27 protein-coding genes are annotated in these 25,752 nt (G+C 48.1%); 14 read left to right on the top strand and 13 right to left on the bottom strand.

The features are described 5' to 3' along the window. Window position 1: 1 nt before the first annotated feature. Window positions 2-937, top strand: coding sequence for a divergent polysaccharide deacetylase family protein (locus OGX83_RS20650; protein ID WP_048227316.1), 936 nt, complete (start codon window positions 2-4; stop codon window positions 935-937). Here OGX83_RS20650 and OGX83_RS20645 read toward each other — a convergent pair whose 3' ends face one another. The 3 genes from OGX83_RS20645 to kbl all read right to left on the bottom strand — a co-directional run bounded on the left by OGX83_RS20645 (window position 938) and on the right by kbl (window position 4,389). Then, window positions 938-1,975 (bottom strand): glycosyltransferase, encoded by a 1,038-nt coding sequence (locus OGX83_RS20645; protein WP_048215306.1) that lies wholly within the window; start codon window positions 1,973-1,975, stop codon window positions 938-940. Window positions 1,976-2,157: 182 nt separating this feature from the next. After that, window positions 2,158-3,183, bottom strand: coding sequence for an L-threonine 3-dehydrogenase (tdh, locus tag OGX83_RS20640; RefSeq protein ID WP_003024132.1), 1,026 nt, complete (start codon window positions 3,181-3,183; stop codon window positions 2,158-2,160). 9 nt (window positions 3,184-3,192) lie between these two features. After that, window positions 3,193-4,389, bottom strand: a complete 1,197-nt coding sequence (kbl, locus tag OGX83_RS20635; RefSeq protein ID WP_003827313.1) for a glycine C-acetyltransferase — start codon at window positions 4,387-4,389, stop codon at window positions 3,193-3,195. 214 nt (window positions 4,390-4,603) lie between these two features. Here kbl and rfaD point away from each other — a divergent pair, with 214 nt between their 5' ends. The 7 genes from rfaD (at window position 4,604) to OGX83_RS20600 (ending at window position 11,990) form a co-directional block, all read left to right on the top strand. Then, window positions 4,604-5,584, top strand: coding sequence for an ADP-glyceromanno-heptose 6-epimerase (gene rfaD / locus OGX83_RS20630; protein WP_208743623.1), 981 nt, complete (start codon window positions 4,604-4,606; stop codon window positions 5,582-5,584). A gap of 79 nt (window positions 5,585-5,663) precedes the next feature. Continuing rightward, a complete protein-coding gene (gene rfaF / locus OGX83_RS20625; RefSeq protein WP_071446339.1) occupies window positions 5,664-6,710 on the top strand; it encodes an ADP-heptose--LPS heptosyltransferase RfaF in 1,047 nt (348 codons plus the stop codon). Window positions 6,711-6,713: 3 nt separating this feature from the next. Beyond that, window positions 6,714-7,682 (top strand): lipopolysaccharide heptosyltransferase RfaC, encoded by a 969-nt coding sequence (gene rfaC, locus OGX83_RS20620; RefSeq protein WP_167820511.1) that lies wholly within the window; start codon window positions 6,714-6,716, stop codon window positions 7,680-7,682. 16 nt (window positions 7,683-7,698) lie between these two features. Beyond that, window positions 7,699-8,982, top strand: a complete 1,284-nt coding sequence (locus tag OGX83_RS20615) for an O-antigen ligase family protein (RefSeq protein WP_208743622.1) — start codon at window positions 7,699-7,701, stop codon at window positions 8,980-8,982. Continuing rightward, window positions 8,975-9,988 (top strand): glycosyltransferase family 2 protein, encoded by a 1,014-nt coding sequence (locus OGX83_RS20610; protein ID WP_048215303.1) that lies wholly within the window; start codon window positions 8,975-8,977, stop codon window positions 9,986-9,988. Before OGX83_RS20615 ends, OGX83_RS20610 begins: the two co-directional genes overlap by 8 nt. A gap of 1 nt (window position 9,989) precedes the next feature. Beyond that, complete coding sequence (gene rfaQ, locus OGX83_RS20605; RefSeq protein ID WP_208743621.1) at window positions 9,990-11,045, top strand: lipopolysaccharide core heptosyltransferase RfaQ; 1,056 nt, start codon at window positions 9,990-9,992, stop codon at window positions 11,043-11,045. After that, window positions 11,046-11,990 (top strand): glycosyltransferase family 8 protein, encoded by a 945-nt coding sequence (locus OGX83_RS20600; RefSeq protein ID WP_208743620.1) that lies wholly within the window; start codon window positions 11,046-11,048, stop codon window positions 11,988-11,990. A gap of 26 nt (window positions 11,991-12,016) precedes the next feature. On the opposite strand, the gene OGX83_RS20595 is transcribed toward OGX83_RS20600, so the two are convergent. From OGX83_RS20595 to OGX83_RS20580, 4 genes are read right to left on the bottom strand one after another with little or no spacing between them, the layout of a single operon-like run. Next, the gene (locus OGX83_RS20595; protein WP_103284568.1) at window positions 12,017-13,009 is read right to left on the bottom strand and encodes a glycosyltransferase family 8 protein; all 993 of its coding nucleotides are present in this window, start codon (window positions 13,007-13,009) and stop codon (window positions 12,017-12,019) included. Window positions 13,010-13,056: 47 nt separating this feature from the next. Beyond that, entirely contained in the window at window positions 13,057-14,076 is a 1,020-nt protein-coding gene (locus OGX83_RS20590; protein WP_182315594.1) for a glycosyltransferase family 8 protein, read from the bottom strand. A 30-nt stretch (window positions 14,077-14,106) separates the two neighbouring features. Further along, window positions 14,107-14,904: a lipopolysaccharide core heptose(I) kinase RfaP gene (gene rfaP / locus OGX83_RS20585; RefSeq protein WP_048215298.1), complete on the bottom strand. Its 798-nt coding sequence runs from the start codon at window positions 14,902-14,904 to the stop codon at window positions 14,107-14,109. Next, window positions 14,897-16,021 (bottom strand): glycosyltransferase family 4 protein, encoded by a 1,125-nt coding sequence (locus tag OGX83_RS20580; protein ID WP_208743619.1) that lies wholly within the window; start codon window positions 16,019-16,021, stop codon window positions 14,897-14,899. The genes rfaP and OGX83_RS20580 overlap by 8 nt, the downstream gene beginning before the upstream one ends. A 424-nt stretch (window positions 16,022-16,445) precedes the next feature. On the opposite strand from OGX83_RS20580, the gene waaA reads away from it, so the two are divergent. Continuing rightward, on the top strand, window positions 16,446-17,723 hold the full coding sequence (gene waaA / locus OGX83_RS20575) for a lipid IV(A) 3-deoxy-D-manno-octulosonic acid transferase (protein ID WP_048237015.1): 1,278 nt from the start codon (window positions 16,446-16,448) through the stop codon (window positions 17,721-17,723). 8 nt (window positions 17,724-17,731) lie between these two features. Beyond that, window positions 17,732-18,211, top strand: coding sequence for a pantetheine-phosphate adenylyltransferase (gene coaD, locus OGX83_RS20570; RefSeq protein WP_003024099.1), 480 nt, complete (start codon window positions 17,732-17,734; stop codon window positions 18,209-18,211). 38 nt (window positions 18,212-18,249) lie between these two features. On the opposite strand, the gene mutM is transcribed toward coaD, so the two are convergent. The 4 genes from mutM to radC form a co-directional block, all read right to left on the bottom strand. Continuing rightward, window positions 18,250-19,059: a bifunctional DNA-formamidopyrimidine glycosylase/DNA-(apurinic or apyrimidinic site) lyase gene (mutM, locus tag OGX83_RS20565; protein ID WP_103284564.1), complete on the bottom strand. Its 810-nt coding sequence runs from the start codon at window positions 19,057-19,059 to the stop codon at window positions 18,250-18,252. 98 nt (window positions 19,060-19,157) lie between these two features. Continuing rightward, the gene (gene rpmG / locus OGX83_RS20560) at window positions 19,158-19,325 is read right to left on the bottom strand and encodes a 50S ribosomal protein L33 (RefSeq protein WP_003024094.1); all 168 of its coding nucleotides are present in this window, start codon (window positions 19,323-19,325) and stop codon (window positions 19,158-19,160) included. A gap of 20 nt (window positions 19,326-19,345) precedes the next feature. Further along, complete coding sequence (gene rpmB / locus OGX83_RS20555) at window positions 19,346-19,582, bottom strand: 50S ribosomal protein L28 (RefSeq protein ID WP_003024071.1); 237 nt, start codon at window positions 19,580-19,582, stop codon at window positions 19,346-19,348. 276 nt (window positions 19,583-19,858) lie between these two features. Continuing rightward, window positions 19,859-20,524 carry a RadC family protein gene (gene radC, locus OGX83_RS20550; RefSeq protein WP_032945377.1) on the bottom strand — a complete coding sequence of 222 codons (666 nt, stop codon included), beginning with the start codon at window positions 20,522-20,524 and terminating at the stop codon, window positions 19,859-19,861. A 171-nt stretch (window positions 20,525-20,695) separates the two neighbouring features. Here radC and coaBC point away from each other — a divergent pair, with 171 nt between their 5' ends. The 3 genes from coaBC to slmA all read left to right on the top strand — a co-directional run bounded on the left by coaBC (window position 20,696) and on the right by slmA (window position 23,065). Then, window positions 20,696-21,916: a bifunctional phosphopantothenoylcysteine decarboxylase/phosphopantothenate--cysteine ligase CoaBC gene (gene coaBC, locus OGX83_RS20545; protein WP_208744834.1), complete on the top strand. Its 1,221-nt coding sequence runs from the start codon at window positions 20,696-20,698 to the stop codon at window positions 21,914-21,916. Beyond that, entirely contained in the window at window positions 21,894-22,352 is a 459-nt protein-coding gene (gene dut, locus OGX83_RS20540; RefSeq protein WP_003827259.1) for a dUTP diphosphatase, read from the top strand. The genes coaBC and dut overlap by 23 nt, the downstream gene beginning before the upstream one ends. Window positions 22,353-22,468: 116 nt before the next feature. Further along, on the top strand, window positions 22,469-23,065 hold the full coding sequence (gene slmA / locus OGX83_RS20535; protein WP_003827257.1) for a nucleoid occlusion factor SlmA: 597 nt from the start codon (window positions 22,469-22,471) through the stop codon (window positions 23,063-23,065). 66 nt (window positions 23,066-23,131) lie between these two features. On the opposite strand, the gene pyrE is transcribed toward slmA, so the two are convergent. Together pyrE and rph are read right to left on the bottom strand one after the other, a co-directional pair. Then, a complete protein-coding gene (gene pyrE / locus OGX83_RS20530) occupies window positions 23,132-23,773 on the bottom strand; it encodes an orotate phosphoribosyltransferase (RefSeq protein ID WP_003837602.1) in 642 nt (213 codons plus the stop codon). Between the two features lie 65 nt (window positions 23,774-23,838). Beyond that, a complete protein-coding gene (gene rph, locus OGX83_RS20525) occupies window positions 23,839-24,555 on the bottom strand; it encodes a ribonuclease PH (protein WP_003024054.1) in 717 nt (238 codons plus the stop codon). Between the two features lie 125 nt (window positions 24,556-24,680). Here rph and OGX83_RS20520 point away from each other — a divergent pair, with 125 nt between their 5' ends. Next, window positions 24,681-25,544 (top strand): YicC/YloC family endoribonuclease, encoded by an 864-nt coding sequence (locus OGX83_RS20520; protein WP_003024052.1) that lies wholly within the window; start codon window positions 24,681-24,683, stop codon window positions 25,542-25,544. The last annotated feature ends 208 nt before the right edge of the window (window positions 25,545-25,752 follow it).

Genomic DNA, 25,752 nt, shown 5'->3' with positions numbered 1-25,752 from the left:
TTTGCCACAACAATTTCGTCGTCTACTACTCTCTCTCGCCAGTCTGCTGGCCTTCGCAACACCTGTATTTGCTGGCAAACTCGCCATCGTCATTGATGATTTCGGCTATCGCCCACACACTGAAAACCAGGTACTGGCGATGCCTTCTACCATCTCCGTTGCCGTTCTGCCTAACGCCCCACATGCGCGTGAAATGGCAATCAAAGCGCATAACAGCGGGCATGAAGTCTTAATCCATCTGCCAATGGCGCCGCTGAGCAAGCAGCCGTTAGAGAAAGACACGTTACGCCCTGAAATGAGCAGCGAAGAGATTGAGCGGATCATTCGCGACGCGGTAAGCAAAGTACCGAATGCGGTCGGTCTGAACAACCATATGGGCAGCGCGATGACCTCCAGTCTTTTCGGCATGCAGAAGGTGATGCAGGCGCTGGAACGCTACGACCTCTACTTCCTGGACAGCATGACCATCGGTAACAGCCAGGCAATGCGCGCAGCGTCAGGCACCGGTGTGAAGGTCATCAAACGCAAAGTCTTCCTGGATGACACGCAAAACGAAGCCGATATTCGCCGTCAGTTTAATCGTGCCGTCGAGCTTGCACGCCGCAACGGTTCCGCAATCGCCATTGGCCACCCTCACCCGTCTACGGTTCGCGTCCTGCAGCAGATGCTGTATAGCCTGCCAGCTGACATCACGCTGGTTCGCCCAAGCAGCTTGCTCAATGAACCACAGGTGGATACCTCCAAGCCAAACCTCACGCCACCGAAGAACGGTACGCCTGATGCTCCGCGTAATCCTTTCCGCGGGGTGAAATTATGCAAACCGAAACAGCCGTTAGAGCCGGTGTACGCCAGCCGCTTCTTCAGCGTGCTCGGCGAAAGCATCACCCAAAGCACGCTGGTGCAGTATATGCGCCTGCAGTGGCAGGGCTGGCAATAATCAGTCTTTACTATCCAGCGTTAAATGGGCCAGGCGGCGCGGCGTCAATGATTTATCGCGCCACTGGCTAAAACGGATAGCCCACAACAGCACCTGATAACCCAGCTTAACGCTGCAGATATTACTCACCATACGCTTGAACATACCCGATACAAATACTTCAGCAATCATGCGCTGGCGGATTTTTTCGTCCGGCTCTTTACGTATGCAATGACAAACGCGTAGCGCTTCGTAAATCACCTGCTGTTTGAATTCCGGGTAAATTGGAATGCGTCCGGCGTAGTCGTGATTCATCTTATCCAGCAGACGGGTAATTTTGATGTAGTGGCGCTGGTAAGCGAGGTTTTTCAGCCCGGTGCGCGGCAGACGGCTAACAGATGCGCCGTGCAGGAAGTATTTGTACAGCGGGACTTCCGTGTAACGCGCGCGCTTCGCATTAAACATAAACTCCGTTGTCCAGATAATATCCTGGTGGTGCAGGCCAGACAGAAAGGTCAGCCCCGCGTCGCGGATAGTCTGATGACGATAAACGCCCATCCAGACAACGTGCCGCCAACGGCGGCTGGCTAACGCTTTGCGTAACCAGTCTGGCCCGGTCATCACGCCGGTAGAACGAATACGATCGGTAGGAATGGATGCCCAGGTGTGGCCCGTCTCGGCAATACACCAGTCAGCGTTGCACTGCGCAACATCCAGGTTGTCTTTCAGCGCCATATTCATCAGCGTTTCATACATTTCCGGATAGGCAATATCATCGCCGTCTACGTACGCGATATACTCTCCCCTGGCAACTTTCATACCGGTATTGCGCGCCGCAGAAACGCCCCCATTGCGCTGGTGCAGCAGATGAACGTGCGGATAACGATCCGCATAAGACTGAGCAAGCTCCGCAGAGTTATCCGTAGAGCCATCATTAACAATAATGATCTCCAGGTTCTTCCAGGTTTGCGCAATCAGTGAATCCATACACGCAATGAACGGCTCACCCGTGTTGTAAAGCGGCATAATGACGCTCAGGAGACCAGGGGTATAGGTCATATCAAATCCTGCCAAACAGTAGAGTTATCGGCACTTTTTAGCATATTAAGCGGTAGATTTTCAGAAAAAAATATTAATTCTTTAGCGGAAAATGCGCCGGGCAGGAGGAAGCAAAAAAACCCCGGATGGTAATGATAATCAACATCCGGGGACAACACACAGAATCCACAGGGTGGATACGGTTAATCCCAGCTCAGGATCACTTTACCTGACTGGCCTGAACGCATCGCGTCAAAGCCCTGCTGGAATTCATCGATGGAGAATCGATGGGTGATGATCGGCGACAAATCCAGACCAGACTGGATCAGTGCAGCCATTTTGTACCAGGTTTCAAACATCTCACGACCGTAGATACCTTTAATAAACAGCCCCTTAAAGATAACTTTGGTCCAGTCGATGGACATATCAGATGGCGGAATACCCAGCATAGCAATACGGCCACCGTGGTTCATGGTGTCCAGCATGGCGCGAAACGCTGGCGGCGCCCCTGACATCTCCAGGCCCACATCAAACCCTTCGGTCATACCCAGTTCAGCCATCACGTCGGTCAGATTCTCTTTCGACACGTTGACCGCGCGGGTGATACCCATTTTGCGCGCCAGCTCAAGGCGATACTCATTAACGTCGGTGATCACCACGTGGCGTGCGCCAACATGCTTCGCGACCGCTGCCGCCATAATACCGATTGGACCCGCACCGGAAACCAGCACATCTTCCCCAACCAGATCGAACGACAGCGCCGTGTGCACTGCATTACCGAACGGATCGAAGATAGACGCCAGGTCGTCGGAGATATTGTCCGGGATTTTAAATGCGTTAAATGCCGGGATCACCAGGTACTCCGCAAAGCAGCCAGGGCGGTTTACACCGACACCGGTCGTATTGCGGCACAGGTGAGTACGTCCACCACGGCAGTTACGGCAATGCCCGCAGGTGATATGACCTTCGCCTGAAACGCGATCGCCGATTTTAAAGCCTTTAACTTCCTGACCGATGCCAACAACTTCGCCGACATATTCATGCCCAACGACCATCGGTACCGGGATGGTTTTTTGCGACCATTCATCCCAGTTATAAATGTGAACGTCAGTCCCGCAGATGGCTGTTTTACGGATTTTAATCAGCAAATCGTTATGACCGACTTCCGGTTCAGGAACGTCGGTCATCCAAATGCCCTCTTCCGCTTTCAGTTTGGATAACGCTTTCATTTCACATCCTCAGGCAATAACGCCCAGTTGTTTACCAATGCGTGTGAACGCCTCAACAGCACGCGTAATCTGCTCAGGGGTATGCGCCGCAGACATCTGGGTACGGATACGCGCCTGGCCTTTTGGAACCACCGGATAGAAGAATCCGGTAACGTAAATCCCCTCTTTTTGCAGCTCGCGGGCGAATGCCTGCGCCACTACTGCATCACCCAGCATAACCGGGATGATCGCGTGATCCGCACCGGCTAACGTAAAGCCTGCGGCAGACATTTGCTCGCGGAACTGACGTGCATTCGCCCACAGGCGATCGCGCAGGTCGCTGCCAGCTTCAACCATTTCCAGCACTTTAATGGAAGCCGCAACAATCGCTGGTGCCAGTGAGTTGGAGAACAAATAAGGGCGGGAACGCTGACGCAGCCACTCAACAACTTCTTTGCGCGCTGCGGTGTAACCACCGGATGCGCCGCCGAGTGCTTTACCCAGCGTACCGGTGATGATGTCCACGCGACCCATCACGTCACAGTATTCATGGGAGCCACGACCATTTTCGCCGACAAAACCGACGGCATGGGAATCATCAACCATGACCAGCGCGTCGTATTTATCCGCCAGATCGCAAACGCCTTTCAGGTTAGCGATTACCCCATCCATAGAGAACACGCCATCAGTGGCGATCAGGATATGACGAGCGCCCGCTTCACGCGCTTCTTTCAGGCGAGCTTCCAGTTCCACCATATCGTTGTTGGCGTAACGGAAACGTTTTGCTTTACACAGACGCACGCCATCAATGATAGAAGCGTGGTTCAGGGCATCGGAAATAATTGCGTCTTCTGCGCCCAACAGCGTTTCAAACAGGCCGCCGTTGGCGTCGAAGCAAGAAGAGTAAAGGATGGCATCTTCCATACCGAGGAATGCCGCCAGTTTTTGCTCCAGTTGTTTATGGCTGTCCTGGGTACCGCAAATAAAGCGAACCGAAGCCATACCAAATCCGTGAGAATCCATACCCGCTTTTGCCGCTGCAATCAGTTCCGGATGGTTAGCCAGTCCCAGATAGTTGTTCGCACAAAAGTTAATAACGTGGCTTCCATCCGCCACGGTGATATCCGCCTGCTGGGCAGATGTAATAATGCGTTCTTCTTTAAACAATCCTTCCGCACGTGCGGTTTCGAGATCGTTCGTTAACTGTTTGTAAAAATCCCCACGCATTTCAATTCTCCAGACTGGGCAAATTTCAGCACATATTACCCAAAGCTATACGTTGATACGAGATGACGCATCATCACTTCTTCAAAATGAAGCATAAATCACGTGTACCCGCACGGCTTATCGGTGAATGGCTGAAGCCTAAGCCATGTAGTGATATGATAGAAGTATTCGTGTCTGAGATTGTCTCTGACTCCATAATTCGAAGGTTACATTTATGATCATCGTTACCGGCGGCGCGGGCTTTATCGGCAGCAACATCGTTAAGTCCCTGAATGATAAAGGCATCACCGACATCCTGGTGGTGGACAACCTGAAAGACGGCACCAAGTTTGTTAACCTGGTGGATCTGAATATTGCTGACTACATGGACAAGGAAGACTTCCTGATCCAGATTATGGCCGGGGAAGATTTCGGCGATATCGAAGCGATTTTCCACGAAGGCGCATGCTCTTCCACCACCGAGTGGGACGGCAAGTATATGATGGATAACAACTATCAATACTCCAAAGAGCTACTGCACTACTGCCTGGAGCGTGAAATCCCGTTCCTGTACGCGTCCTCTGCCGCCACCTACGGCGGGCGCACTTCTGATTTCATCGAATCCCGTGAATATGAGAAACCGCTGAACGTCTACGGCTACTCAAAATTCCTGTTCGACGAGTACGTGCGTCAGATCCTGCCAGAAGCCAATTCACAGATTGTTGGCTTCCGCTATTTCAACGTCTACGGACCGCGTGAAGGCCACAAAGGCAGCATGGCAAGCGTTGCTTTCCACCTCAACACCCAGCTTAACAATGGCGAAACGCCAAAACTGTTTGAAGGCAGTGAAAACTTCAAACGTGATTTCGTTTACGTAGGCGACGTGGCTGCGGTAAACCTGTGGTTCCTGGAAAACGGGGTTTCCGGCATCTTTAACCTCGGTACAGGTCGTGCGGAATCTTTCCAGGCCGTTGCCGATGCTACGCTGGCGTACCACAAAAAAGGCAGCATTGAGTACATTCCATTCCCGGAAAAACTGAAAGGCCGCTACCAGGCATTTACCCAGGCAGATCTGACGAACCTGCGCGCAGCGGGCTATGACAAGCCGTTTAAAACCGTCGCCGAAGGCGTCACGGAATATATGGCCTGGCTGAACCGCGACAACACTACAAATTCACAAAATCATTCGAGCGGTATCAAGGCGGCAACTAAGTGAACCTCCGGGAGCTTACAAGAGTAAGTGACCGGAGTGAACGCAGGCAGCCAACGCAGAGACAGCTTGAAGGATGAAGTGAATGAAGATTTTGGTGGTTGGCCCGTCTTGGGTGGGCGACATGATGATGTCGCAAAGTCTCTATCGCACGCTCAAGGCGCGCTATCCCCAGGCGATAATCGACGTGATGGCACCTGCCTGGTGCCGTCCGTTATTGTCGCGCATGCCAGAAGTCAACGAAGCTATCGCCATGCCGTTGGGGCACGGCGCGCTGGAGATCGGCGAGCGCCGTAAACTCGGCCATAGTCTGCGTGAGAAGCGCTATGACCGCGCTTATGTGCTGCCTAACTCGTTTAAATCCGCTCTGGTGCCATTCTTTGCGGGTATTCCCCATCGTACCGGTTGGCGTGGCGAGATGCGCTACGGTCTGCTGAACGATGCGCGCGTACTGGATAAAGACGCATGGCCACTGATGGTCGAGCGCTATGTGGCTCTGGCTTATGATAAAGGCGTGATGCTGACGGCCAAAGATTTGCCGCAGCCTCTGCTATGGCCACAGTTGCAGGTCAGCGAGGGTGAAAAATCGCTAACCTGTAGCCAGTTCTCCCTTTCAGCCGAACGCCCCATCATCGGTTTTTGCCCAGGTGCGGAATTTGGTCCAGCAAAACGCTGGCCACATTACCACTACGCAGAGTTGGCGAAGCAGTTGATCGATGAAGGCCATCAGATTGTGCTGTTTGGCTCAGCAAAAGACCATGAAGCTGGCAATGAGATCCTGGCAACGCTGAGCACTGAACAGCAAGCCTGGTGCCGTAATCTGGCGGGCGAAACACAGCTGGAACAGGCCGTCATTCTGCTCGCCGCCTGCAAAGCGGTCGTCACCAACGATTCTGGATTAATGCACGTGGCCGCAGCACTGAACCGTCCACTGGTCGCATTGTATGGTCCAAGCAGCCCGGATTTTACGCCCCCGCTTTCCCACAAGGCACGTGTCATTCGCCTGATTACGGGGTATCACAAAGTGCGTAAGGGCGATGCGGCAGAAGGCTATCACCAGAGCCTGATTGACATCACACCCCAGCGCGTACTGGAAGAACTCAACGACCTGTTGTTACAAGAGGAAGCCTGACGGATGCGGGTTCTGATCGTTAAAACGTCGTCTATGGGCGATGTACTGCATACGTTGCCTGCATTAACCGATGCGCAGCAGGCTATTCCGGGTATTCAATTTGATTGGGTGGTGGAAGAAGGGTTCGCTCAAATCCCCTCCTGGCATTCAGCCGTTGACCAGGTTATTCCAGTAGCGATCCGTCGCTGGCGTAAAGCCTGGTTTTCAGCGCCGGTTAAAGCCGAGCGTAAAGCGTTTCGTGATGCGGTGCGTTTACAGCAGTATGACGCGATAATCGATGCTCAGGGTTTAGTTAAGAGCGCCGCGTTGGTGACACGTCTGGCACGTGGCATCAAGCATGGTATGGACTGGAGCACAGCCCGCGAACCGCTGGCGAGTCTGTTTTATAATCGCAAACATCACATAGCCAAACAGCAGCACGCGGTAGAACGTACGCGTGAATTGTTCGCCAAAAGTCTGGGGTATGCTAAACCGCAGTTGCAGGGTGATTACGCGATTGCGCAGCATTTTATGAATGAACATAAGGCTGATGCAGGCCAGTATGCTGTATTTCTGCACGCCACGACACGTGATGATAAGCACTGGCCAGAAGCCAACTGGCGGGAGCTGATTGGCCTGTTAAATAATACGGGCATCCGTATTAAACTGCCCTGGGGTGCTCCTCATGAAGAAGAGCGCGCCAAAAGGCTGGCAGAAGGGTTTCCCTACGTTGATGTCCTGCCGCGAATGAGTCTGGAAGATGTGGCTCGCATTCTGGCGGGGGCAAAGTTTGTGGTGTCGGTTGATACAGGATTGAGCCATTTAACCGCCGCGTTGGATCGCCCTAATATTACGTTGTATGGCCCAACGGATCCCGGACTGATTGGGGGATATGGGAAGAATCAATACACACAGCAAAGCCATTCCGGAAAATTGCAGGATCTGGATGCTAACTTAGTCAACATATCGCTAGTTGATAATAATTTGCTCTAACTTTAAGAGATGAACCATGCTTCGCCAACACATGTTTTCTCGCTTTATTTATAGTATAAAAAATAATCCATTCGATTTTATATACTTCTTATTTTACGCTGGGATCCTGGCAACGCTTGCGATGGTGCTGGTCAATCCAGATGAAGCGCTGAAGGTATTTATTTTCTCCACGGCGCTATCTCTACCGCTTATAGGAAAAAATATAAAACATGTGTGCAGTAACAAACAAAACCTGGTTTTACCTGTTATGTTGTTGCTCTTCGGTTTACTCCAGATTATTTGGGTAGAATTATTTAAACAGCCAGGATCTGCTTTTACCGGAGCCTATAGGTCATACCAGAACGGTGGAAAAGTGATGATTTTTGCCGCACTGGTTATGACCGCTTTGGCATCGCGAGAGCCATGTGCCAACAAAACTCGCATCACCAGTATCTGGACGATTCTTACAGCAATAGGCCTGTATCTTTTCGCAGGCTACGAGGTCGCCGGGGCACCAGATATTATGACCTACCGTGTTGCGCTGGGCTTTGAACACCAAACCGGCACAGCCTACGCTCTGACGCTAATTGCATTATTAGCCTCTCAGGCCATTATTAATCTGCGTCTAAAACACACCGTTGCACTCTATCTGTTACATTTTTTGATATCGCTGGCAGTCATCATCACAACGCAAACTCGAGCCGCTATTTTGGTATACCCGATCCTGAGTATCGGCCTATTCCTGATGTACTATCGTCACAACCGCACTATGCTATTAAGGGCACTGCTGGGTTTTGTAATACTGGTGGGGGTTGCTGCAATCCCCTTAAAACCAATCATTGAAAGCCGCTATCAGAACTTCCTGGTTGATCTGCACTCTTATAATCAAAACAATAGTAATACTTCTATCGGCGCGAGACTGGCGATGCAACGGGCAGGTATTGAAGCCGGGAAAATGCACCACTGGGGACAGTCACTCGAACAACGCGGAGCAGAAATTCAGCGACTTGCGGTGCAGGACACCTCGCTGCAAGGGGCACTTGAGTTCATTAACGTCCACCTACATAACGAAATAGTTGATACCTTCTCACTAAAAGGCATCCCTGGTGTTGTTGTGCTACTCTTGCTCTATACTGCCATGTTTTTAATAGCTTACTGGCAACGTAGTCCTCTGTTGTTCGTCGTCTCAGGCGCTATCGCAGTCTATGGCTTGAGTGATTTATTATTGTATGCCAAAGGTGAAGCCCTGAGCAGCGTGCTGGCGTTATGTGTAGCAGCAGTACTGAGCTCGAATCCAACAAGAGAACGATGCCATGGTTAACGCTTCCGGTTATTTACTGAGCATTATTATACCTACATACAACAACGCTGAACTCATCACAGCGACGTTGGCGTCTATACATCAGAGCATCACTGATGATGTGGAGGTAATAATTGTTAATGATGGCTCTACGGATTTAACCGAAGAGCGTATAAATGCGTTTTACCGCGAAAAAGATTGTCATAATGTTAAATATATAAGTCAAAAAAATCAGGGTGTTGCAATCACCCGTAATGTTGGGCTTGCTCATGCGACAGGGAAATATATTGGCTTTGTAGACAGTGATGATATTGTCTGCCAGAATTATTTTACAATTCTCCTGCCTAAGTTAAGAGACGAAAAATATGACATCATCGAATTTAACTTAACTCGAGATATAAACAATTTGTATAAGAACGCGCCGAAAATGGAAAACAACATTACCCAGCGCGAAATAATCTTATCAGATGACAATTACGCCCCTCTATTACCAATATTCAAGGCAGGGCAATGGCATCTGATGACAAAAATCTTTCACCGTAATATCATTGGTAGCGATAAGTTCGAGGAACATCATCGCTACGAAGACATGATTTTTTGTCCATTCCAGTATTTTAAATGCCATAAGATTCTAAAAATCGAGAATAAGTTATATTACTACCGAGTAAACGATAAAAGTATTACCGAGAACATTATTGATAGTGACGCTGACAGCATTTTCTTTGCTATGCGAAAAATGTATAAATATATTAATGAAAATAGTTCCAAGCGTACTGTTGCGACATTTATGATTATCAATTGCTTTCTCGAAGGACGTAAACTTTTACGCAAGAAAAAAGGCTATTATCGCTATAGCGAGAGTATGCTAAATGACATTCAGAATGCACTTGCATGCTGCGATACGAAAATCGTTAAGAAGAAAATAATTCTGAAGATGAAATATCCCCATATCGATCGTTCTATTTCTGAAACAAGATATAAGATAATATCTGCTTGCAAAAGCTTATTCTTGCGAAAGGGATTTTAACATGTTTGAAAAAGTTGACCGGATTCTTATTTGCAAACTCAAGTTTTATGGGGATGTTCTGCTAACTACACCTGTTATTGCCAGCATTCGAGCTCGTTATCCGCAAGCTAAGATCGATTTGCTGCTCTATAAAGATACCAAAGCAATCTTAGCCGCCCATAAAGATATCAATAATTTTTATCTGATTGAGAAAAAGCAAGGCCTGCTGTCAACAGTGAAAAATTACCTTTCAGTGCGTAAGCAACTGAAGAAAAATCACTACGACCTGATCGTTAACCTCACCGAACAATGGCCGATCGGCGCTCTTATAGCGTCTTTGCATTGCCCTTCAATTGCTTTTGAGCGCGAAAAAGATCAGTGGAACCGACTTTTTACGCGAGTAACGCCATCCATTGGAACACATATTGTTGAACAAAATTTATCTATTCTAAAAGGTATCGGGTTTAGCGAAACAGAACTGAAGAAAGAGATGTCTCTTTGTTATCGCCCTGACGACTATCAACATTTAGTTACCCAGCTCCCGGCATTGCCATCACAAAAATATGTTGTTATTCAACCTACTGCCAGACAAGAGTTTAAATGCTGGGATGATGATAAATTTGCGCATGTTATAGACCACCTTCATCGGCGTGATCTGCATGTTTATCTTACCTGTGGGCCAGCGCTAAGTGAGCAGCAGCAGGTTCAGCGCATTGCTGAACTGTGTCAATCTTCCCCTGATCTGACGCTGGCAGGTAAAACCACCTTTTTACAGTTGGCTGCATTGATCGATCATGCCGTTCTGTACATTGGCGTCGATTCTGCTCCTATGCATATGGCAGCGGCGCTAAAGACACCGCAGGTCTGCCTGTTTGGCGCCACCAATTATCAACAGTGGAAGCCATGGTCGGATAAAGCTTTATTGATTTGGGCTGGCGATTATCATCCGATGCCTTCTCGAGATGAACTCGACAGATCTAAAAAATATCTAACATGGATACCGGAGCAAGCTGTGATTGACGCTATCGATAAGGTACTTCATGATAGTGACAATATAAAAGGTAATGAGAAAGCATAAATGGACAGCAAAAAAAACGTTATTAACATTGCTTACTGTACAGATGCCAATTATCTGGAATATGTAGCAGTGTCCATTATGTCTGTCATAATGAACAACCCGGGGCAGGATCTGTCATTCTTCGTCTTTGTCTATGACGTTACAGATGAAGAAATCAATAAACTACGTTCTACCAGTGATAAAATTCAGGTTATCAATATCGATAAGGAAGAGATTGAAAAGTATAACAATGACTTTGCAATCAAACACCTGAACCGTTCTACCTATATGCGTCTGGCCGTACCGCGCTTACTTAAGGATAAGGTTGAACATTTTATCTATTTAGATGCTGATACACTATGTTTTGATAAGCTCAATGATATTAACAGCATTGATATTAGCAATGTCATTTGCGCTGTCAGCCATGATTCTCTCGATATTCATGATACAAAAAATGCCAAACGTCTGAGCCTTAATACTGGTCATTATTTCAATGCTGGTTTTTTATATATTAACATTGAAAACTGGATCAAGTATGACATTGAAAATAAAGCAAACACAGTGTTATTTGAACAAGGTAAGTCCTTACCTTACTTTGATCAGGATGCACTGAACATCGCAATGAACGGTAACGTTAAATTTATTGATAAGCGATGGAATTTCTTATTTAACTGGTTCACAGACCAGCAAAAAGATACCTTTTTTTATCAAAAAGATAGCTTACCTCGAATTATTCATTTCACCGGTGGAAGGAAACCCTGGTATAAAGAACATACTGGGCTTTCACAGCAACTTTATCTTTTCTACCATCATTTCACACCATGGCGAAACACAGAAATGCGTTCTTACGCTCCACGCATGAGACCTACTGATTATCGGGTCTATTCACGCCAGGAAGCTAAAAAAGGGAATTATTACGCCTCATTTAAATGGTATTTGAAATACCTTAAGACTAAATTACGTTAATAAAAAACTCCCTTACGGGAGTTTTTTTACTTACTTTTTAATTTTTCACGCAAATAACCAATATAACTGATTACCGAGGTGAAATACTTCCCTTGTAATCTTTCATGGCGTGATTTCTTTTTATACTGTTTTGGCGTTCTGGCTGGTAGCAGTGGAACATCCGCCCACGGCGAAGCTTTCCAGGCTTCAACAAAGTACTGTGCAGAGGGATAGTCAGCCCATGAATTCCATGGTTTAGTTACACCTATATAATGGATAAGAATCGTTTCAGGCGTTATATACTCTTTATATTTTGAAAGGTTCTTGCTTTTTAATTCTTGCTTAATACCATAGATAGCATTAAATCTTCTTTCCAGAAAAATTACTTTTTTAAAGAAAAGAATATTCAAGACATCCTGATCTGGAAATGAAAGTTTGTTATTTTTGTCTAATAAGATATCAAAAGCTGCATTGATAAAATTCTGCTCTTTCCACTTTTTCAGGTTTGCAAATATGACACCTGAATTAAAATAATCTTTATTTATCTCAATATCTCTGGCAGGGCTATCATCCACATCAGTAATTACCGCTGCAACATATTCTCCAAGATCAATCTGCGTGAGTTCAAAAAGTGAACCTTTGCACATCACATCCGCATCAATGTATAAAAGTGAATCAATTTTCTCACCAAGATATTCAAAGGCAATAAATCTGAAGTACATTGCGTGTGACCAAGCGTGGCCACTTGGTAAAACCTTTAACCCATTAGCATCCATAACATAAATTGAGATGTTTGTGGAAAATTGCTCTGCTAATTTAGAAATCCGCTGCTGGTAATCAGCATCAATGTAGTCAGTAAAAAGATGAAAATGGATATTTAAATCTTTATTATTCAATAGTACCGATGTCATCGAAATTGCAGCACCAAACATAAAATTCCTGTCAACACCCCAGGCGATGTTAAGTTGTATTTTTTGTTCGGTCGGCGCTTGATTAAACTCAAGTATCTTTTTTATAGACTGATGACAATCAAAGTTCATTCGCTACACCTATTTAATCTATTATCAATAAGTTATTGTTTCTATATTCAATATGCTTTTGAATTGTTTAACTTATTTTTTATATACATTACATGACTAAGTACCGAGCGAATATATTTACGCTGCACTCTTTCATGCCGTGACTTACGTTTATACAACTTTGCCGTATTTGCATTTAACAAGGATTGTTCCGCCCATGCGGATTTTTTATATGCTTCGATGAAGAATTTAGCCACCGGATATTTAGCCCATGTATGCCATGGCTTAGTAACACCGACATAATGGATTAAAACAGTATCATCTGTAATATAATCCTGATAAATCTTATCGTTTTTGTTTTTTAGTTCCTGATCCACACCATAAATACAGTTAAAATCTCTTCTCAGGAAAATCACATTCCCTACAAATAATATATTTAACACATCCTGGTCAAAATATAGAAGTTCCTTTTGACGTTTTTCTAAAATAGAAAATGCTTTGGTCAACAGCTTCTGTTCACGCCACACTTCGAGATTAGCAAATACCACGCCAGAGTTAAAGTAACCGTTACTCAGTTCAGGAATACCGAGTCTGTTACCGGATTTAATACGCACTTCATCAATATCATTAATAACAGCGGCATATTCTCCACAGAAATTAATCTCGGTAAGCTCGCGGAGAGATCCTTTGCAAATAACATCTGCATCAAGATACAGTACGGAGCTTAAGTCTGTGCTTAAATATTCAAATGCGAAATAACGATAGTACATTGCATAAGTCCATGCTTTTGTACTCGGTAAGTCACGAAACGCCGCGTTATCGAACACAAGAACCGTCACAGTCGTACTATACATTTGGGTCAGGCGTTTTACACTCTCCAGATAATCGTCATCTATATAGTCTGTTGCTATATAAAAGTGAATATCAATATCAGGGTTATTCACTAATACTGAGGTCATTGAAATGCCAGAGCCAAATAAAAAATTACGGTCGACACCATACGCAACACTTAGTTTTTTACTCTTCTCATGCGTAGAGCTGTCTATGACGTGTTTTTGAATAACTAGCTTCTGGAAATCAATGTTCATAATAAAATGGCCTCAAACTTTATATGTGATTTATAGCGCTTTTCTTATTGTTCTTCGTCTTATTTTTTGCGCTTTTGTGACAGCCTGTTCAAACAACCTGACTTCCTGACGAAAGATTTCACGAAGTGGCATCGAAAAATAGACACGTAAAAAACGGTAGATATCTCTGGACGTCAGACCGATCTCAAGTGAAGAGAAGTAGAGTCCGATCAAGTCCTTGTCTCGCCAGCGGCGCGGTACATGTTGACGAATTTGTGCACGATGCAGATCGATTACGGAAAGTTTGATATCCGCAATATTTTCTGGCATCGGTTGTTGGAGTAAAAAATGGCAAATATAGCAATCCCGATGATTTACTCCACCCCGATGCATTTTACCCACCATTTCTGCCACACGGGTAATAATGGTCCGTTTTAATACAAAATCAGGACGCTCAACTCCCCACCCGGCACAAAAATCTTCAAGGCTGATGGCGGGAGAAAGGTCCTCAGTGATGATAAACGAGGTTCGCTCTAACGGATTCAGACCTTTTTGACCAAATGCAACCCCTGTCATAGTATCAACATTCAGTTCTTTTAAGCGGTGAATCGCCAGCCACTCACGGTCGGCACCCAGTACAGGCATACGCAGAGATATAAGGTTCTTCACCACTTCTTTAAGCGTGGTTCCATGATGATATTTAAGAAAATAACCCTTTCCCATCATCTCAAAACGTAGGGTACGCCGTGTTTCCAGAGCGCGAAAAACCTCACCATCCAGCTTAGTGACTTCAGTAAACGGGTCTTTTCCTTGCCACTGCGTGGCAAATGGTTCTTTTAATTCAATCATTCTTAGGACCTAAAATGATATCTGCAGCTTTATCTGCCAGGCTGTAGAGATCTTCTGTATCAGCAAAATGCCGCGCGTTCCCGGCCCAACGGCTTCTCTGCTCATTATTTTGCAGCGCATCGAAAAGTGCTGTATTCAGATTTTCCTGCTCAAAAGGTTTAGGAATCACCACCCCACATTGTGCGGCGTTGATATAACCCGCATAGCCGCAAACTTCGGTAGTTAATACTGGTAGCCCGGCAACTACAGCTTCTAGCAAGACAATACCGGCAGCTTCCTGTACAGCGGGGTGAAGTAATAAATCAGCAGCAGACATCAATTCTGCGACATCGTCTCGCCCCGAGAAGAACTGCACTTGTTCTTCAACCCCCAATTGACGAGCCTGAGCGCGATAGCGATCGGCCTTATCCTGACCAACAACCATCAATCGCGTGCGGTGGCGGATGACATCAGGCAAAGAAGCCAACGCCTGTAATGTTCTTGGCACGCCTTTGCGTTTGAAATCGGAACCTACCTGTAAGAGTAAGTACTGATCGAGACCAATATCGTTTTTTTCTCTGACAACCTGCCGGCTGTTTTCAGGTTGTTGGCTGTACTTTCGGTCAGGATAGATTCCTGGTGGCAGGATACAAAAACGCTGGCTCTCAGTTTGGTAATGATGTTTGAAATCACCAATTTGCTTATCGGTTAACATCAAAAGCGTAGTGCCGGCACCCCGCTGAAATACAGCTTGTTCAAATGCAGAATAGTGTCGGTACCTGCGCGTCAATTTGTAGAAAAAGCCTTTCTCGCGGGCGACCTTTTCTGCATAGCAAACGTCCGCAGCGTAATACACATCCAACCCAGGCATTTTATTAAAACCAACGACACGATCGACGGGATGTTGAGTTAAATAATTCTGAACCCACTGATAATATTGCTCGTTTTTCCCATGATTCGTTCTGGATGTGACGGGGACGAGTATAATCTCCAGCCCTTTCGGACGCTCGCCCTGCCATGACTGGGTAAATACCTGAACATGATGGCCACGAGAAGCAACCGTCAGCGCTACCCGCAAGAAATCACGTTGTAACCCACCATAGGGAAAATACTTGTACAAACAAAAAGCAATATTCATGCATTAATATCCGCATCGCGTCGCCAGGCATGTCAGGTTTGAAGCATCAGAATCGTGTAATCCTTGCCTAAAGCATCCAAAGATGACTTTCTGAGCTTTCGAAACGTTTCTGCCCGCTAGCTACCTGAAATTGCGCAGTAGTATATCATTTATTATCACGCATTCCGAAATGAATATTTTTTGAACAAAATACAAAATAAGCCATGAAAAACATACAGATAAAAAAGAAACCAGTTCATCAGAAAACGTACACCGCACAAGAGGTTAAGACATATAAATGCGGCCATGTGCATTTTTGAAATAGCCATCAGCGAAATCGGTCCCTCACCAATTCCATCGTTTTGATACAACCTGGATAAAAATGATGGTAAAGCCATAGTTAAATACATAGAATCCCCAGCACATTCATAAGTCAGCTACCATTATGCTCGAATTGCTTTACACCGCCCTTTTCTACCTTATTCAGCCTTTGATCTGGATACGGCTTTGGGTGCGCGGACGTAAGGCTCCGGCCTACCGTAAACGCTGGGGCGAACGCTACGGCTTTTATCGCCGCCCGCTAAAACCTGGCGGCATCATGCTTCATTCGGTTTCCGTGGGCGAAACGCTGGCTGCAATCCCATTAGTTCGCGCTCTGCGACATCGTTATCCCGACTTGCCGATCACGGTAACCACCATGACGCCAACCGGTTCTGAGCGCGTACAATCTGCTTTTGGCACTGACGTTCAGCACATTTATTTGCCATACGATTTACCGGATGCCCTGAACCGTTTTCTGAATAAAGTTGACCCCAAACTGGTGTTAATTATGGAAACCGAGCTGTGGCCAAATCTGATCGCGGCACTCCATAAGCGCCACATTCCTCTGGTCATTGCCAACGCACGTCTTTCTGCTCGTTCAGCCGCTGGTTATGCGAAATTGGGTAAATTTGTTGGCAGACTACTGCGACGAATTACGTTGATTGCCGCACAAAACGAAGAAGATGGCGCACGTTTTATTACGCTTGGCGCCAGAAGCAATCAAGTCACCGTTACTGGCAGCCTGAAGTTTGATATATCCGTCACACCGCAACTGGCCGCAAAAGCGGTGACATTACGTCGTCAATGGGCACCTCACCGCCCGGTATGGATTGCAACCAGCACCCACGACGGCGAAGAAAGCATCATCATTGCCGCCCATCAGGCGTTATTAAATCAGTTCCCGAATCTTTTACTGATTCTGGTCCCCAGACATCCAGAACGGTTCCCGGATGCCATTAACCTCGTACGCCAGGCTGGACTAAGCTATACCACTCGTTCTTCGGGTGAAGTTCCATCATCAGGTACTCAGGTTGTGATCGGCGATACCATGGGTGAGCTGATGTTGCTGTATGGCATTGCCGACCTTGCTTTTGTCGGCGGTTCACTGGTTGAACGTGGTGGACACAACCCGCTGGAAGCGGCAGCGCATGCTATTCCGGTGTTGATGGGACCACATACGTTTAATTTTAAAGATATTTGCGCCCGTCTCGAACAGGCAAGCGGATTGATCACCGTCACCGACGCAACTACGCTGGTGAAAGAGGTCTCTTCCTTACTGACCGATGCAGATTATCGTAATTTTTATGGCCGTCACGCAGTTGAAGTTCTGTATCAAAATCAGGGCGCGCTACAGCGTCTGCTGCAACTGCTGGAACCTTACCTGCCACCCAAAACGCATTGAGGCAAGTCATGCAAAAACGGGCGATTTATCCAGGAACCTTTGATCCTATTACTAACGGCCACCTCGATATCGTGACGCGTGCGACAAGCATGTTTGATCACGTGATTCTGGCGATTGCCGCAAGCCCCAGTAAAAAGCCGATGTTTACTCTGGAAGAGCGCGTTGAGCTGGCACAACAGGCAACGGCGCATCTTGGCAATGTGGAAGTGCTGGGATTCAGCGATCTGATGGCAAACTTTGCCCGTGATAATCAGGCGAACATTCTGATCCGTGGCCTGCGCGCGGTAGCCGATTTTGAGTATGAAATGCAGCTGGCCCATATGAACCGCCACCTCATGCCACAGCTGGAAAGCGTTTTTCTGATGCCATCTAAAGAGTGGTCTTTTATCTCATCATCACTGGTGAAAGAAGTTGCCCGCCACCAGGGTGACGTGACGCACTTTTTGCCGGAAAACGTCCATCAGGCGTTAATGAGTAAACTGAAGTAATGCACCAGGCCGGATGCAGCATCCGGCCAGCAATGACACTATTTCTGACAGCGACGGCAATAGAACGTTGTACGCTGGGCGTGTTTTTTCGCAACAATCGGTGCGCCGCATGCACGACACGGTTCACCTTCTCTCCCATAGACCTGCAGCTCCTGGGCAAAATAGCCAGGCTTCCCGTCACTTTGCAGAAAGTCCTTCAGCGTCGTCCCACCCTGCTCGATAGAACGCAGCAACACCGCCTTGATAACGCGTACCAGCAATTCACACTCATCTTTCGACAGTGATGACGCAAGACGGTCAGGATGAATCCCAGCCGCAAATAGCGACTCGCTGGCGTAGATATTACCCACACCCACCACCAGTTTGTTATCCATCAGCCAGGGTTTAATCGCCGTTTTCTTCTTCGCACATTTCTGCTGTAGATAATTGGCGTTGAAATCGTCGCTCAGCGGCTCAGGGCCAAGATGAGCGAGGACATTATGTCCATCCAGTTCTTTAGTCCACAGCCAGGCGCCAAAGCGGCGGGGATCGGTATAACGCAGAACTTTGCCGTTGCTCATCACTAAGTCAACGTGGTCGTGCTTGTCTGCCGGAAGCTCTTCAGGAAGGATACGCAAGCTACCCGACATCCCCAGATGAATGATTATCCAGCCATCCGTCAGTTCTAGCAGCAGGTATTTCGCGCGCCGCTGTACGCTGAGGACAGGTTGATCACTCAGACGATAGATTTCCTCAGATACTGGCCAACGCAAACGACCGTTACGCACCGTCGCGTGCATAATCGTTGCCCCCACCAGATGCGGCTCAATACCACGGCGGCTGGTTTCGACTTCAGGTAATTCAGGCATAGTATCTCCGGCGGTATGTCAGGTCTCATTAATATGGGGACGGCCAGAAAACAAAAAACCCCGCCGAGGCAGGGTTTTTCTTTACATCAAAACGAAAATTATTTGATTTTCGCTTCTTTGTATAAAACGTGCTGACGAACAACTGGATCGAACTTTTTCAGTTCCAGTTTTTCCGGCTTAGTACGTTTGTTCTTCGTAGTGGTATAGAAGTGACCAGTACCAGCAGAAGAAACCAGCTTGATTTTCTCACGAATACCTTTAGCCATGATTTATTTCCTCTTAGTACTTAGTACTTTTCGCCACGGGCACGCAGTTCAGACAGAACTGTTTCGATGCCTTTCTTATCAATAACACGCATACCTTTAGCAGATACACGCAGGGTGACAAAACGCTTCTCGCTCTCAACCCAAAAACGGTGAGAGTGCAGGTTAGGCAGGAAACGGCGTTTAGTCGCGTTCAGTGCGTGGGAACGGTTGTTACCGGTCACCGGACGCTTGCCAGTAACTTGGCAGACTCGGGACATGTCTATTCTCCAAAAATCAAATTAGCTCGAGCTTCGTATGGGGTATTGGCGCCTCGTCAGGCTTCTCAGCCCGGTTATCGCAGTTCAATACACTTAATCTTTCAATGTTGCCTCGTCATTGGACGCAACAAGAATGATTTTGCGTATTTGCGAACTCTCGATTGCCAGGCCCAAATGCCAAACCCGAGATTCTCAAAGGTGGCGTAGTATACGCTGAGTCAGCGATGTGCTCAAGTCCCGAACAGACAAAGATCCCGATGGATCGCGTAAAGTGCGTTAAATCCAACCGCGTTCCGCAAAAGAAACGTACTCTCCGCGCCCAATGACCAGATGATCAAGCACCCGGATATCCATGAACTGACAGCATTTCACAACACGCTCGGTGATGAGTTTATCTGCTTTACTCGGCTCTGCACACCCCGAAGGGTGATTATGCGCAAGGATCACCGCAGAAGCATTCATTTTTATCGCTTCACGGACAATTTCTCTCGGATGCACCTCGACATGGCTAAGCGTACCGGAAAAAAGTTTGCTGTGTTTAATCACGCGATGTTGAGAATCCATAAAGATCACCAGAAAGATCTCACGTTCCTCTTGCGAAAGCTGGCTTTGCAGAAATTCACGCGCCATTTCCGGACTAAGTAGAGCACGCTCCTCTATCACTCGCACGTTGTAGTAGCGTCTTGCCAGCTCCGCAATCCCCTTCAACTGCGCGTACTTCGCGATACCGATTCCCTGAACATAGCTAAAATCCATGTAATCAGCAGACAACAGGCCATACAGCGACTCAAAATGCTGAAGCATCTCTTTCGCCAGCGTAAGCACATCTTTACCCTGCATGCCGGTACGTAAAAAAAGAGCCAAAAGCTCAACATCGGTCAGAGAACTGGCCCCCTGCGCCAATAGCTTTTCCCGGGGCATCATACTTCCTGTATTTTCCATGCTTCTCCCTCCTTTCGCGTCCGCATAGTGGCATAACACCGACGGTGATTCGACGCGTTGTTTTCACTTCTTCGTAGCGCCTCGCAAAGTGGAGCACGGTCAAAAGCACGACAAATTGCGGATTGTGATAAAATATCCGCCTTCTGGTGAAACCCAACAGGAAAGATCATGATGAGCCTGGCCGGTAAAAAAATCGTACTTGGCGTCAGTGGCGGTATTGCTGCGTACAAGACCCCTGAGTTGGTGCGTCGTTTACGGGAACGCGGCGCTGACGTCCGCGTGGCGATGACCGAAGCGGCAAAAGCATTTATTACTCCCCTGAGTTTACAGGCGGTTTCAGGTTATCCCGTTTCCGACAGCCTGCTTGACCCCGCAGCCGAAGCCGCGATGGGCCACATTGAGCTGGGAAAATGGGCCGATTTGGTCATCCTGGCACCCGCTACAGCAGACCTGATTGCTCGTGTCGCCGCAGGTATGGCCAACGACCTGGTGTCAACGATTTGTCTGGCAACGCCTGCTCCTGTTGCTGTACTGCCAGCCATGAACCAGCAGATGTACCGCGCTGCCGCGACCCAGCACAATCTGGGTATTCTTTCCTCACGCGGTTTGCTCATTTGGGGTCCTGACAGCGGTAGTCAGGCATGTGGTGATATCGGCCCTGGACGTATGCTGGATCCGTTAACGATTGTGGATATGGCGGCAGAACATTTTTCACCTGTCAACGATCTGCAACATCTCAACATCATGATTACGGCGGGTCCGACGCGTGAACCGCTTGATCCCGTGCGTTATATTTCCAACCACAGTTCCGGGAAGATGGGGTTTGCGATCGCGGCCGCTGCCGCAAAGCGCGGGGCAAACGTCACTCTGGTATCGGGTCCCGTTTCGTTATCCACACCACCATTTGTTCAACGGGTTGATGTGATGACTGCGCTGGAAATGGAAGCCGCTGTGCAGTCTACGGTGCAACAACAGCATATTTTTATCGGCTGCGCTGCGGTCGCTGATTATCGCGCTGAAACTGTCGCCCACGAAAAAATAAAAAAACAAGCGACGCAGGGCGATGAATTAACAGTAAAAATGGTCAAAAATCCGGACATTATCGCCGGTGTTGCCGCACTGGATGCTAACCGTCCTTTTGTCGTTGGGTTTGCCGCCGAAACAAATAATGTGGAAGAATATGCCCGGCAAAAACGCATCCGCAAAAACCTTGATGTGATCTGTGCGAACGACGTTTCGCTGTCAACTCAAGGGTTTAACAGCGATAGCAACGCATTACACCTTTTTTGGCAGGATGGAGACAAAGTCTTACCGCTTGAGCGTAAAGAACTCCTGGGCCAATTATTACTCGACGAGATCGTGACCCGTTATGATGAAAAAAATCGACGTTAAGATTCTGGACCCGCGCGTAGGGCAACAATTTCCGCTCCCGACGTACGCCACTTCTGGTTCTGCCGGACTTGACCTGCGTGCTTGTCTTGATGACGCCGTAGAGCTGGCGCCGGGCGCAACAACGCTGGTGCCAACCGGGTTAGCTATCCACATTGCCGATCCTTCTCTGGCAGCGGTAATGCTCCCGCGCTCCGGGCTTGGCCATAAGCACGGTATCGTGCTGGGCAATCTGGTTGGTTTGATTGATTCCGACTACCAGGGCCAACTGATGGTATCCGTCTGGAACCGTGGTCAGGACAGCTTCACTATTGAGCCGGGCGAACGTATCGCACAGATGGTATTTGTACCGGTCGTGCAGGCTGAATTTAATCTGGTGGAAGAGTTTGAAGCCACCGATCGTGGCGAAGGTGGCTTCGGCCATTCCGGGCGCAAGTAACCCGCAGAAAAGTATCCCATAGCGTAATAACGCAATAACACACCGCAAACAACAGTTTGCGGTCGCTGTGTGGATGCCTGCCTGGCAAGAGCTTATTTTCAGGGGTATTTTGTAACATGGTAGAAAAGCAAACTGCGAAAAGGAATCGTCGCGAAGAAATACTTCAGTCTCTGGCACTGATGCTTGAGTCCAGCGATGGTAGCCAACGCATCACCACAGCAAAGCTGGCAGCCTCAGTTGGCGTATCCGAAGCGGCATTGTATCGCCATTTCCCCAGCAAGACCCGTATGTTCGATAGCCTGATTGAGTTTATCGAAGATAGTCTGATTACGCGTATCAATCTGATTTTGAAAGATGAAAAAGACACCAACGCGCGTCTGCGTCTGATCGTTCTGCTGATTTTAGGGTTTGGTGAGCGTAACCCTGGCCTGACACGAATTCTGACCGGACACGCGTTGATGTTCGAGCAAGACCGTCTGCAAGGTCGCATTAACCAACTTTTTGAGCGCATTGAAGCGCAGTTGCGCCAGGTTCTGCGAGAAAAAAGAATGCGTGAAGGTGAAGGCTACACCGTGGATGAAACGCTGCTGGCCAGCCAGTTACTGGCTTTCTGCGAAGGTATGCTGTCCCGGTTTGTACGTAGCGAATTTAAATACCGCCCAACGGATGATTTTGACACCCGCTGGCCGTTGGTTGCCGCTCAATTGCAGTAGCGATTTCGTCTTGTCCGGCCTACGGGGTTACGTAGGCCGGATAAGCGCAGCGCCATCCGGCAGTTCTTAAACTCCGTACGCTTCGCGATAGGCCCGTACTGCCACCAGATGCTCCGCCATCTCTGGTTTCTCTTCCAGATACGCAATCAGATCTTTCAGGGTAATGATAGAAATCACCTTGCAGCCATAATCGCGTTCCACTTCCTGAATCGCGGAAATCTCGCCGCGACCGCGTTCCTGACGATCGAGAGAAATCAGTACCCCCGCCAGAGTGGCGCCATTCGCCTGGATAATCTCCATCGACTCACGAATCGCCGTACCTGCGGTGATAACATCATCCACCAGCATTACGCGTCCCTCTAGTGCGCTACCGACCAGATTTCCGCCTTCACCGTGGGTCTTCGCCTCTTTACGGTTAAAACAGTACGGCAAATCTTTATCATGGTGTTCCGCCAGCGCAACGGCCGTTGTGGTCGCAATCGGAATACCTTTGTAGGCAGGGCCAAACAGCAAATCGAACTCAATACCGGAATCCACCAGCGCTTCGGCATAAAAACGGCCTAACAGTGCCAGGTCGCGCCCGGTATTAAACAGCCCGGCGTTGAAGAAATAGGGGCTTTTGCGCCCGGATTTCAGCGTAAATTCGCCAAACTTTAGTACCTGCTTGCTAAGCGCAAACTCAATAAACTGGCGCTGATACGGTTTCATGGATTCGCTCCTCATCTCACTTTATTACAGACAAAAAAAAGGCGACTCATCAGTCGCCTTTAAAATCAATTTTCTAACGCCGCCTTCTGCGTCGCTACAATGGATTCGATTCCCCCTCGGGCCAATGCCAGTAGGGTGAGAAGTTCTTCATGGCTGAACGGTTCGCCTTCCGCCGTACCCTGAACCTCTATAATGCGACCGTCCTCAGTCATCACTACGTTCATGTCGGTTTCAGCAGCAGAGTCTTCAACATACTCAAGGTCACAGAGTGCTTCACCGTTCACAATGCCCACGGAAACCGCGGCAACCATCCCTTTCATCGGGTTAGTTTTCAGCTTACCGCTCGCCACCAGCTTGTTCAGCGCATCCGCCAACGCAACGCATGCGCCGGTAATTGATGCGGTGCGCGTACCGCCATCGGCCTGAATAACATCGCAGTCCAGCGTAATTGTGAATTCGCCGAGCGTTTTCAGATCAACAGCTGCGCGCAGCGCGCGGGCGATCAGACGCTGGATTTCCATGGTACGACCGCCCTGCTTACCTTTTGCCGCTTCACGGGCGTTACGGGTGTGCGTAGCGCGTGGCAGCATGCCATATTCTGCGGTGATCCAGCCCTGGCCCTGACCTTTCAGAAAACGCGGTACGCCTTCATCAATAGAGGCGGTACACAGCACTTTGGTATCACCAAATTCGACCAGCACGGAGCCTTCAGCGTGTTTTGTATAATTACGGGTCAGGGTGACGGGACGCACCTGATTGGCACTACGACCTGCTGGACGCATGATAAAATCTCCGGCTTGAAACGAATGTGGCTGCGCATTATACGGACTTCCGACTGTTATTCCTATCCTGACAAGACGCGGATGGCTATAATCCTCCCATCTCATCTTTAAAAACAGGAACGTCTATGATCCGCAGCATGACCGCCTACGCCCGGCGTGAAATCAAGGGTGAATGGGGTAGCGCCACCTGGGAAATGCGCTCGGTAAACCAGCGTTATCTGGAAACTTATTTTCGCCTGCCGGAGCAGTTCCGTAGTCTCGAACCCGTTGTTCGCGAACGTATTCGCACGCGTCTGACGCGCGGTAAAGTCGAATGTACGCTGCGTTTTGAGCCTGATGCCAGCGCGCAAGGCGAGCTGATTCTGAATGAAAAACTCGCTAAACAGCTCGTTAGCGCTGCTAACTGGGTCAAAATGCAGAGCGATGAAGGTGAAATCAACCCGGTTGATATCCTGCGCTGGCCTGGCGTAATGGCTGCCCAGGAGCAAGATCTGGACGCCATTGCCGCCGAAATCCTCGCCGCGCTTGACGGTACGCTGGATGACTTCATCGTTGCGCGTGAAACCGAAGGTCAGGCGCTGAAAGCGCTGATCGAGCAGCGTCTGGAAGGCGTCAGTGCTGAAGTCACAAAAGTGCGTGCTCATATGCCGGAAATCCTGCAATGGCAGCGCGAGCGTCTGGTAGCCAAACTGGAAGACGCCCAGGTACAGTTGGAGAATAACCGCCTTGAGCAAGAACTGGTGCTGATGGCGCAGCGTATCGATGTGGCAGAAGAATTAGATCGTCTGGAAGCCCACGTCAAAGAAACCTACAACATTCTAAAGAAAAAAGAGGCGGTTGGCCGTCGTCTGGACTTCATGATGCAGGAATTCAACCGTGAGTCGAACACTCTGGCATCGAAGTCTATCAATGCCGAAGTGACGAATTCCGCGATTGAACTGAAGGTACTGATCGAGCAAATGCGCGAGCAGATTCAGAACATCGAGTAAGCAACCATTCTACGTAGCCCGCCAATAAATGGCGAGGCTACGTGTTTTTCCCGACGCTTTGGTACTTCCCTGTTCAATTCGAATTATATTTTCTCATCATTCTTTATTGAAGCTCATAACACAAAGCGCATATCACCACGCATTTTCACCAAACCAGCATTAGCTGTAGTTATTAAAATCACTTCACCTTAGAAAATCTCAATCGTGA

This window comes from Citrobacter sp. Cpo074 (assembly GCF_030332745.1).
GTDB lineage: Bacteria > Pseudomonadota > Gammaproteobacteria > Enterobacterales > Enterobacteriaceae > Citrobacter > Citrobacter portucalensis.
This window is presented reverse-complemented; position numbering and strand designations above follow the sequence as displayed.

What these genes read in the sequence shown, in the direction of transcription:
- coaBC (WP_208744834.1), top strand. Translation starts at nt 20,696, where the DNA reads ATGAGCCTGGCCGGTAAAAAAATCGTACTTGGCGTCAGTGGCGGTATT.
- rfaC (WP_167820511.1), top strand. Translation starts at nt 6,714, where the DNA reads ATGCGGGTTCTGATCGTTAAAACGTCGTCTATGGGCGATGTACTGCAT.
- rfaD (WP_208743623.1), top strand. Translation starts at nt 4,604, where the DNA reads ATGATCATCGTTACCGGCGGCGCGGGCTTTATCGGCAGCAACATCGTT.
- rpmG (WP_003024094.1), bottom strand. Translation starts at nt 19,325, where the DNA reads ATGGCTAAAGGTATTCGTGAGAAAATCAAGCTGGTTTCTTCTGCTGGT.
- OGX83_RS20520 (WP_003024052.1), top strand. Translation starts at nt 24,681, where the DNA reads ATGATCCGCAGCATGACCGCCTACGCCCGGCGTGAAATCAAGGGTGAA.
- OGX83_RS20615 (WP_208743622.1), top strand. Translation starts at nt 7,699, where the DNA reads ATGCTTCGCCAACACATGTTTTCTCGCTTTATTTATAGTATAAAAAAT.
- OGX83_RS20590 (WP_182315594.1), bottom strand. Translation starts at nt 14,076, where the DNA reads ATGAACATTGATTTCCAGAAGCTAGTTATTCAAAAACACGTCATAGAC.
- radC (WP_032945377.1), bottom strand. Translation starts at nt 20,524, where the DNA reads ATGGAAAATACAGGAAGTATGATGCCCCGGGAAAAGCTATTGGCGCAG.
- OGX83_RS20580 (WP_208743619.1), bottom strand. Translation starts at nt 16,021, where the DNA reads ATGAATATTGCTTTTTGTTTGTACAAGTATTTTCCCTATGGTGGGTTA.
- dut (WP_003827259.1), top strand. Translation starts at nt 21,894, where the DNA reads ATGATGAAAAAAATCGACGTTAAGATTCTGGACCCGCGCGTAGGGCAA.
- rfaQ (WP_208743621.1), top strand. Translation starts at nt 9,990, where the DNA reads ATGTTTGAAAAAGTTGACCGGATTCTTATTTGCAAACTCAAGTTTTAT.
- pyrE (WP_003837602.1), bottom strand. Translation starts at nt 23,773, where the DNA reads ATGAAACCGTATCAGCGCCAGTTTATTGAGTTTGCGCTTAGCAAGCAG.
- slmA (WP_003827257.1), top strand. Translation starts at nt 22,469, where the DNA reads ATGGTAGAAAAGCAAACTGCGAAAAGGAATCGTCGCGAAGAAATACTT.
- OGX83_RS20595 (WP_103284568.1), bottom strand. Translation starts at nt 13,009, where the DNA reads ATGAACTTTGATTGTCATCAGTCTATAAAAAAGATACTTGAGTTTAAT.
- OGX83_RS20610 (WP_048215303.1), top strand. Translation starts at nt 8,975, where the DNA reads ATGGTTAACGCTTCCGGTTATTTACTGAGCATTATTATACCTACATAC.
- OGX83_RS20645 (WP_048215306.1), bottom strand. Translation starts at nt 1,975, where the DNA reads ATGACCTATACCCCTGGTCTCCTGAGCGTCATTATGCCGCTTTACAAC.
- tdh (WP_003024132.1), bottom strand. Translation starts at nt 3,183, where the DNA reads ATGAAAGCGTTATCCAAACTGAAAGCGGAAGAGGGCATTTGGATGACC.
- rph (WP_003024054.1), bottom strand. Translation starts at nt 24,555, where the DNA reads ATGCGTCCAGCAGGTCGTAGTGCCAATCAGGTGCGTCCCGTCACCCTG.
- coaD (WP_003024099.1), top strand. Translation starts at nt 17,732, where the DNA reads ATGCAAAAACGGGCGATTTATCCAGGAACCTTTGATCCTATTACTAAC.
- kbl (WP_003827313.1), bottom strand. Translation starts at nt 4,389, where the DNA reads ATGCGTGGGGATTTTTACAAACAGTTAACGAACGATCTCGAAACCGCA.
- mutM (WP_103284564.1), bottom strand. Translation starts at nt 19,059, where the DNA reads ATGCCTGAATTACCTGAAGTCGAAACCAGCCGCCGTGGTATTGAGCCG.
- rfaF (WP_071446339.1), top strand. Translation starts at nt 5,664, where the DNA reads ATGAAGATTTTGGTGGTTGGCCCGTCTTGGGTGGGCGACATGATGATG.
- OGX83_RS20600 (WP_208743620.1), top strand. Translation starts at nt 11,046, where the DNA reads ATGGACAGCAAAAAAAACGTTATTAACATTGCTTACTGTACAGATGCC.
- rfaP (WP_048215298.1), bottom strand. Translation starts at nt 14,904, where the DNA reads ATGATTGAATTAAAAGAACCATTTGCCACGCAGTGGCAAGGAAAAGAC.
- rpmB (WP_003024071.1), bottom strand. Translation starts at nt 19,582, where the DNA reads ATGTCCCGAGTCTGCCAAGTTACTGGCAAGCGTCCGGTGACCGGTAAC.
- waaA (WP_048237015.1), top strand. Translation starts at nt 16,446, where the DNA reads ATGCTCGAATTGCTTTACACCGCCCTTTTCTACCTTATTCAGCCTTTG.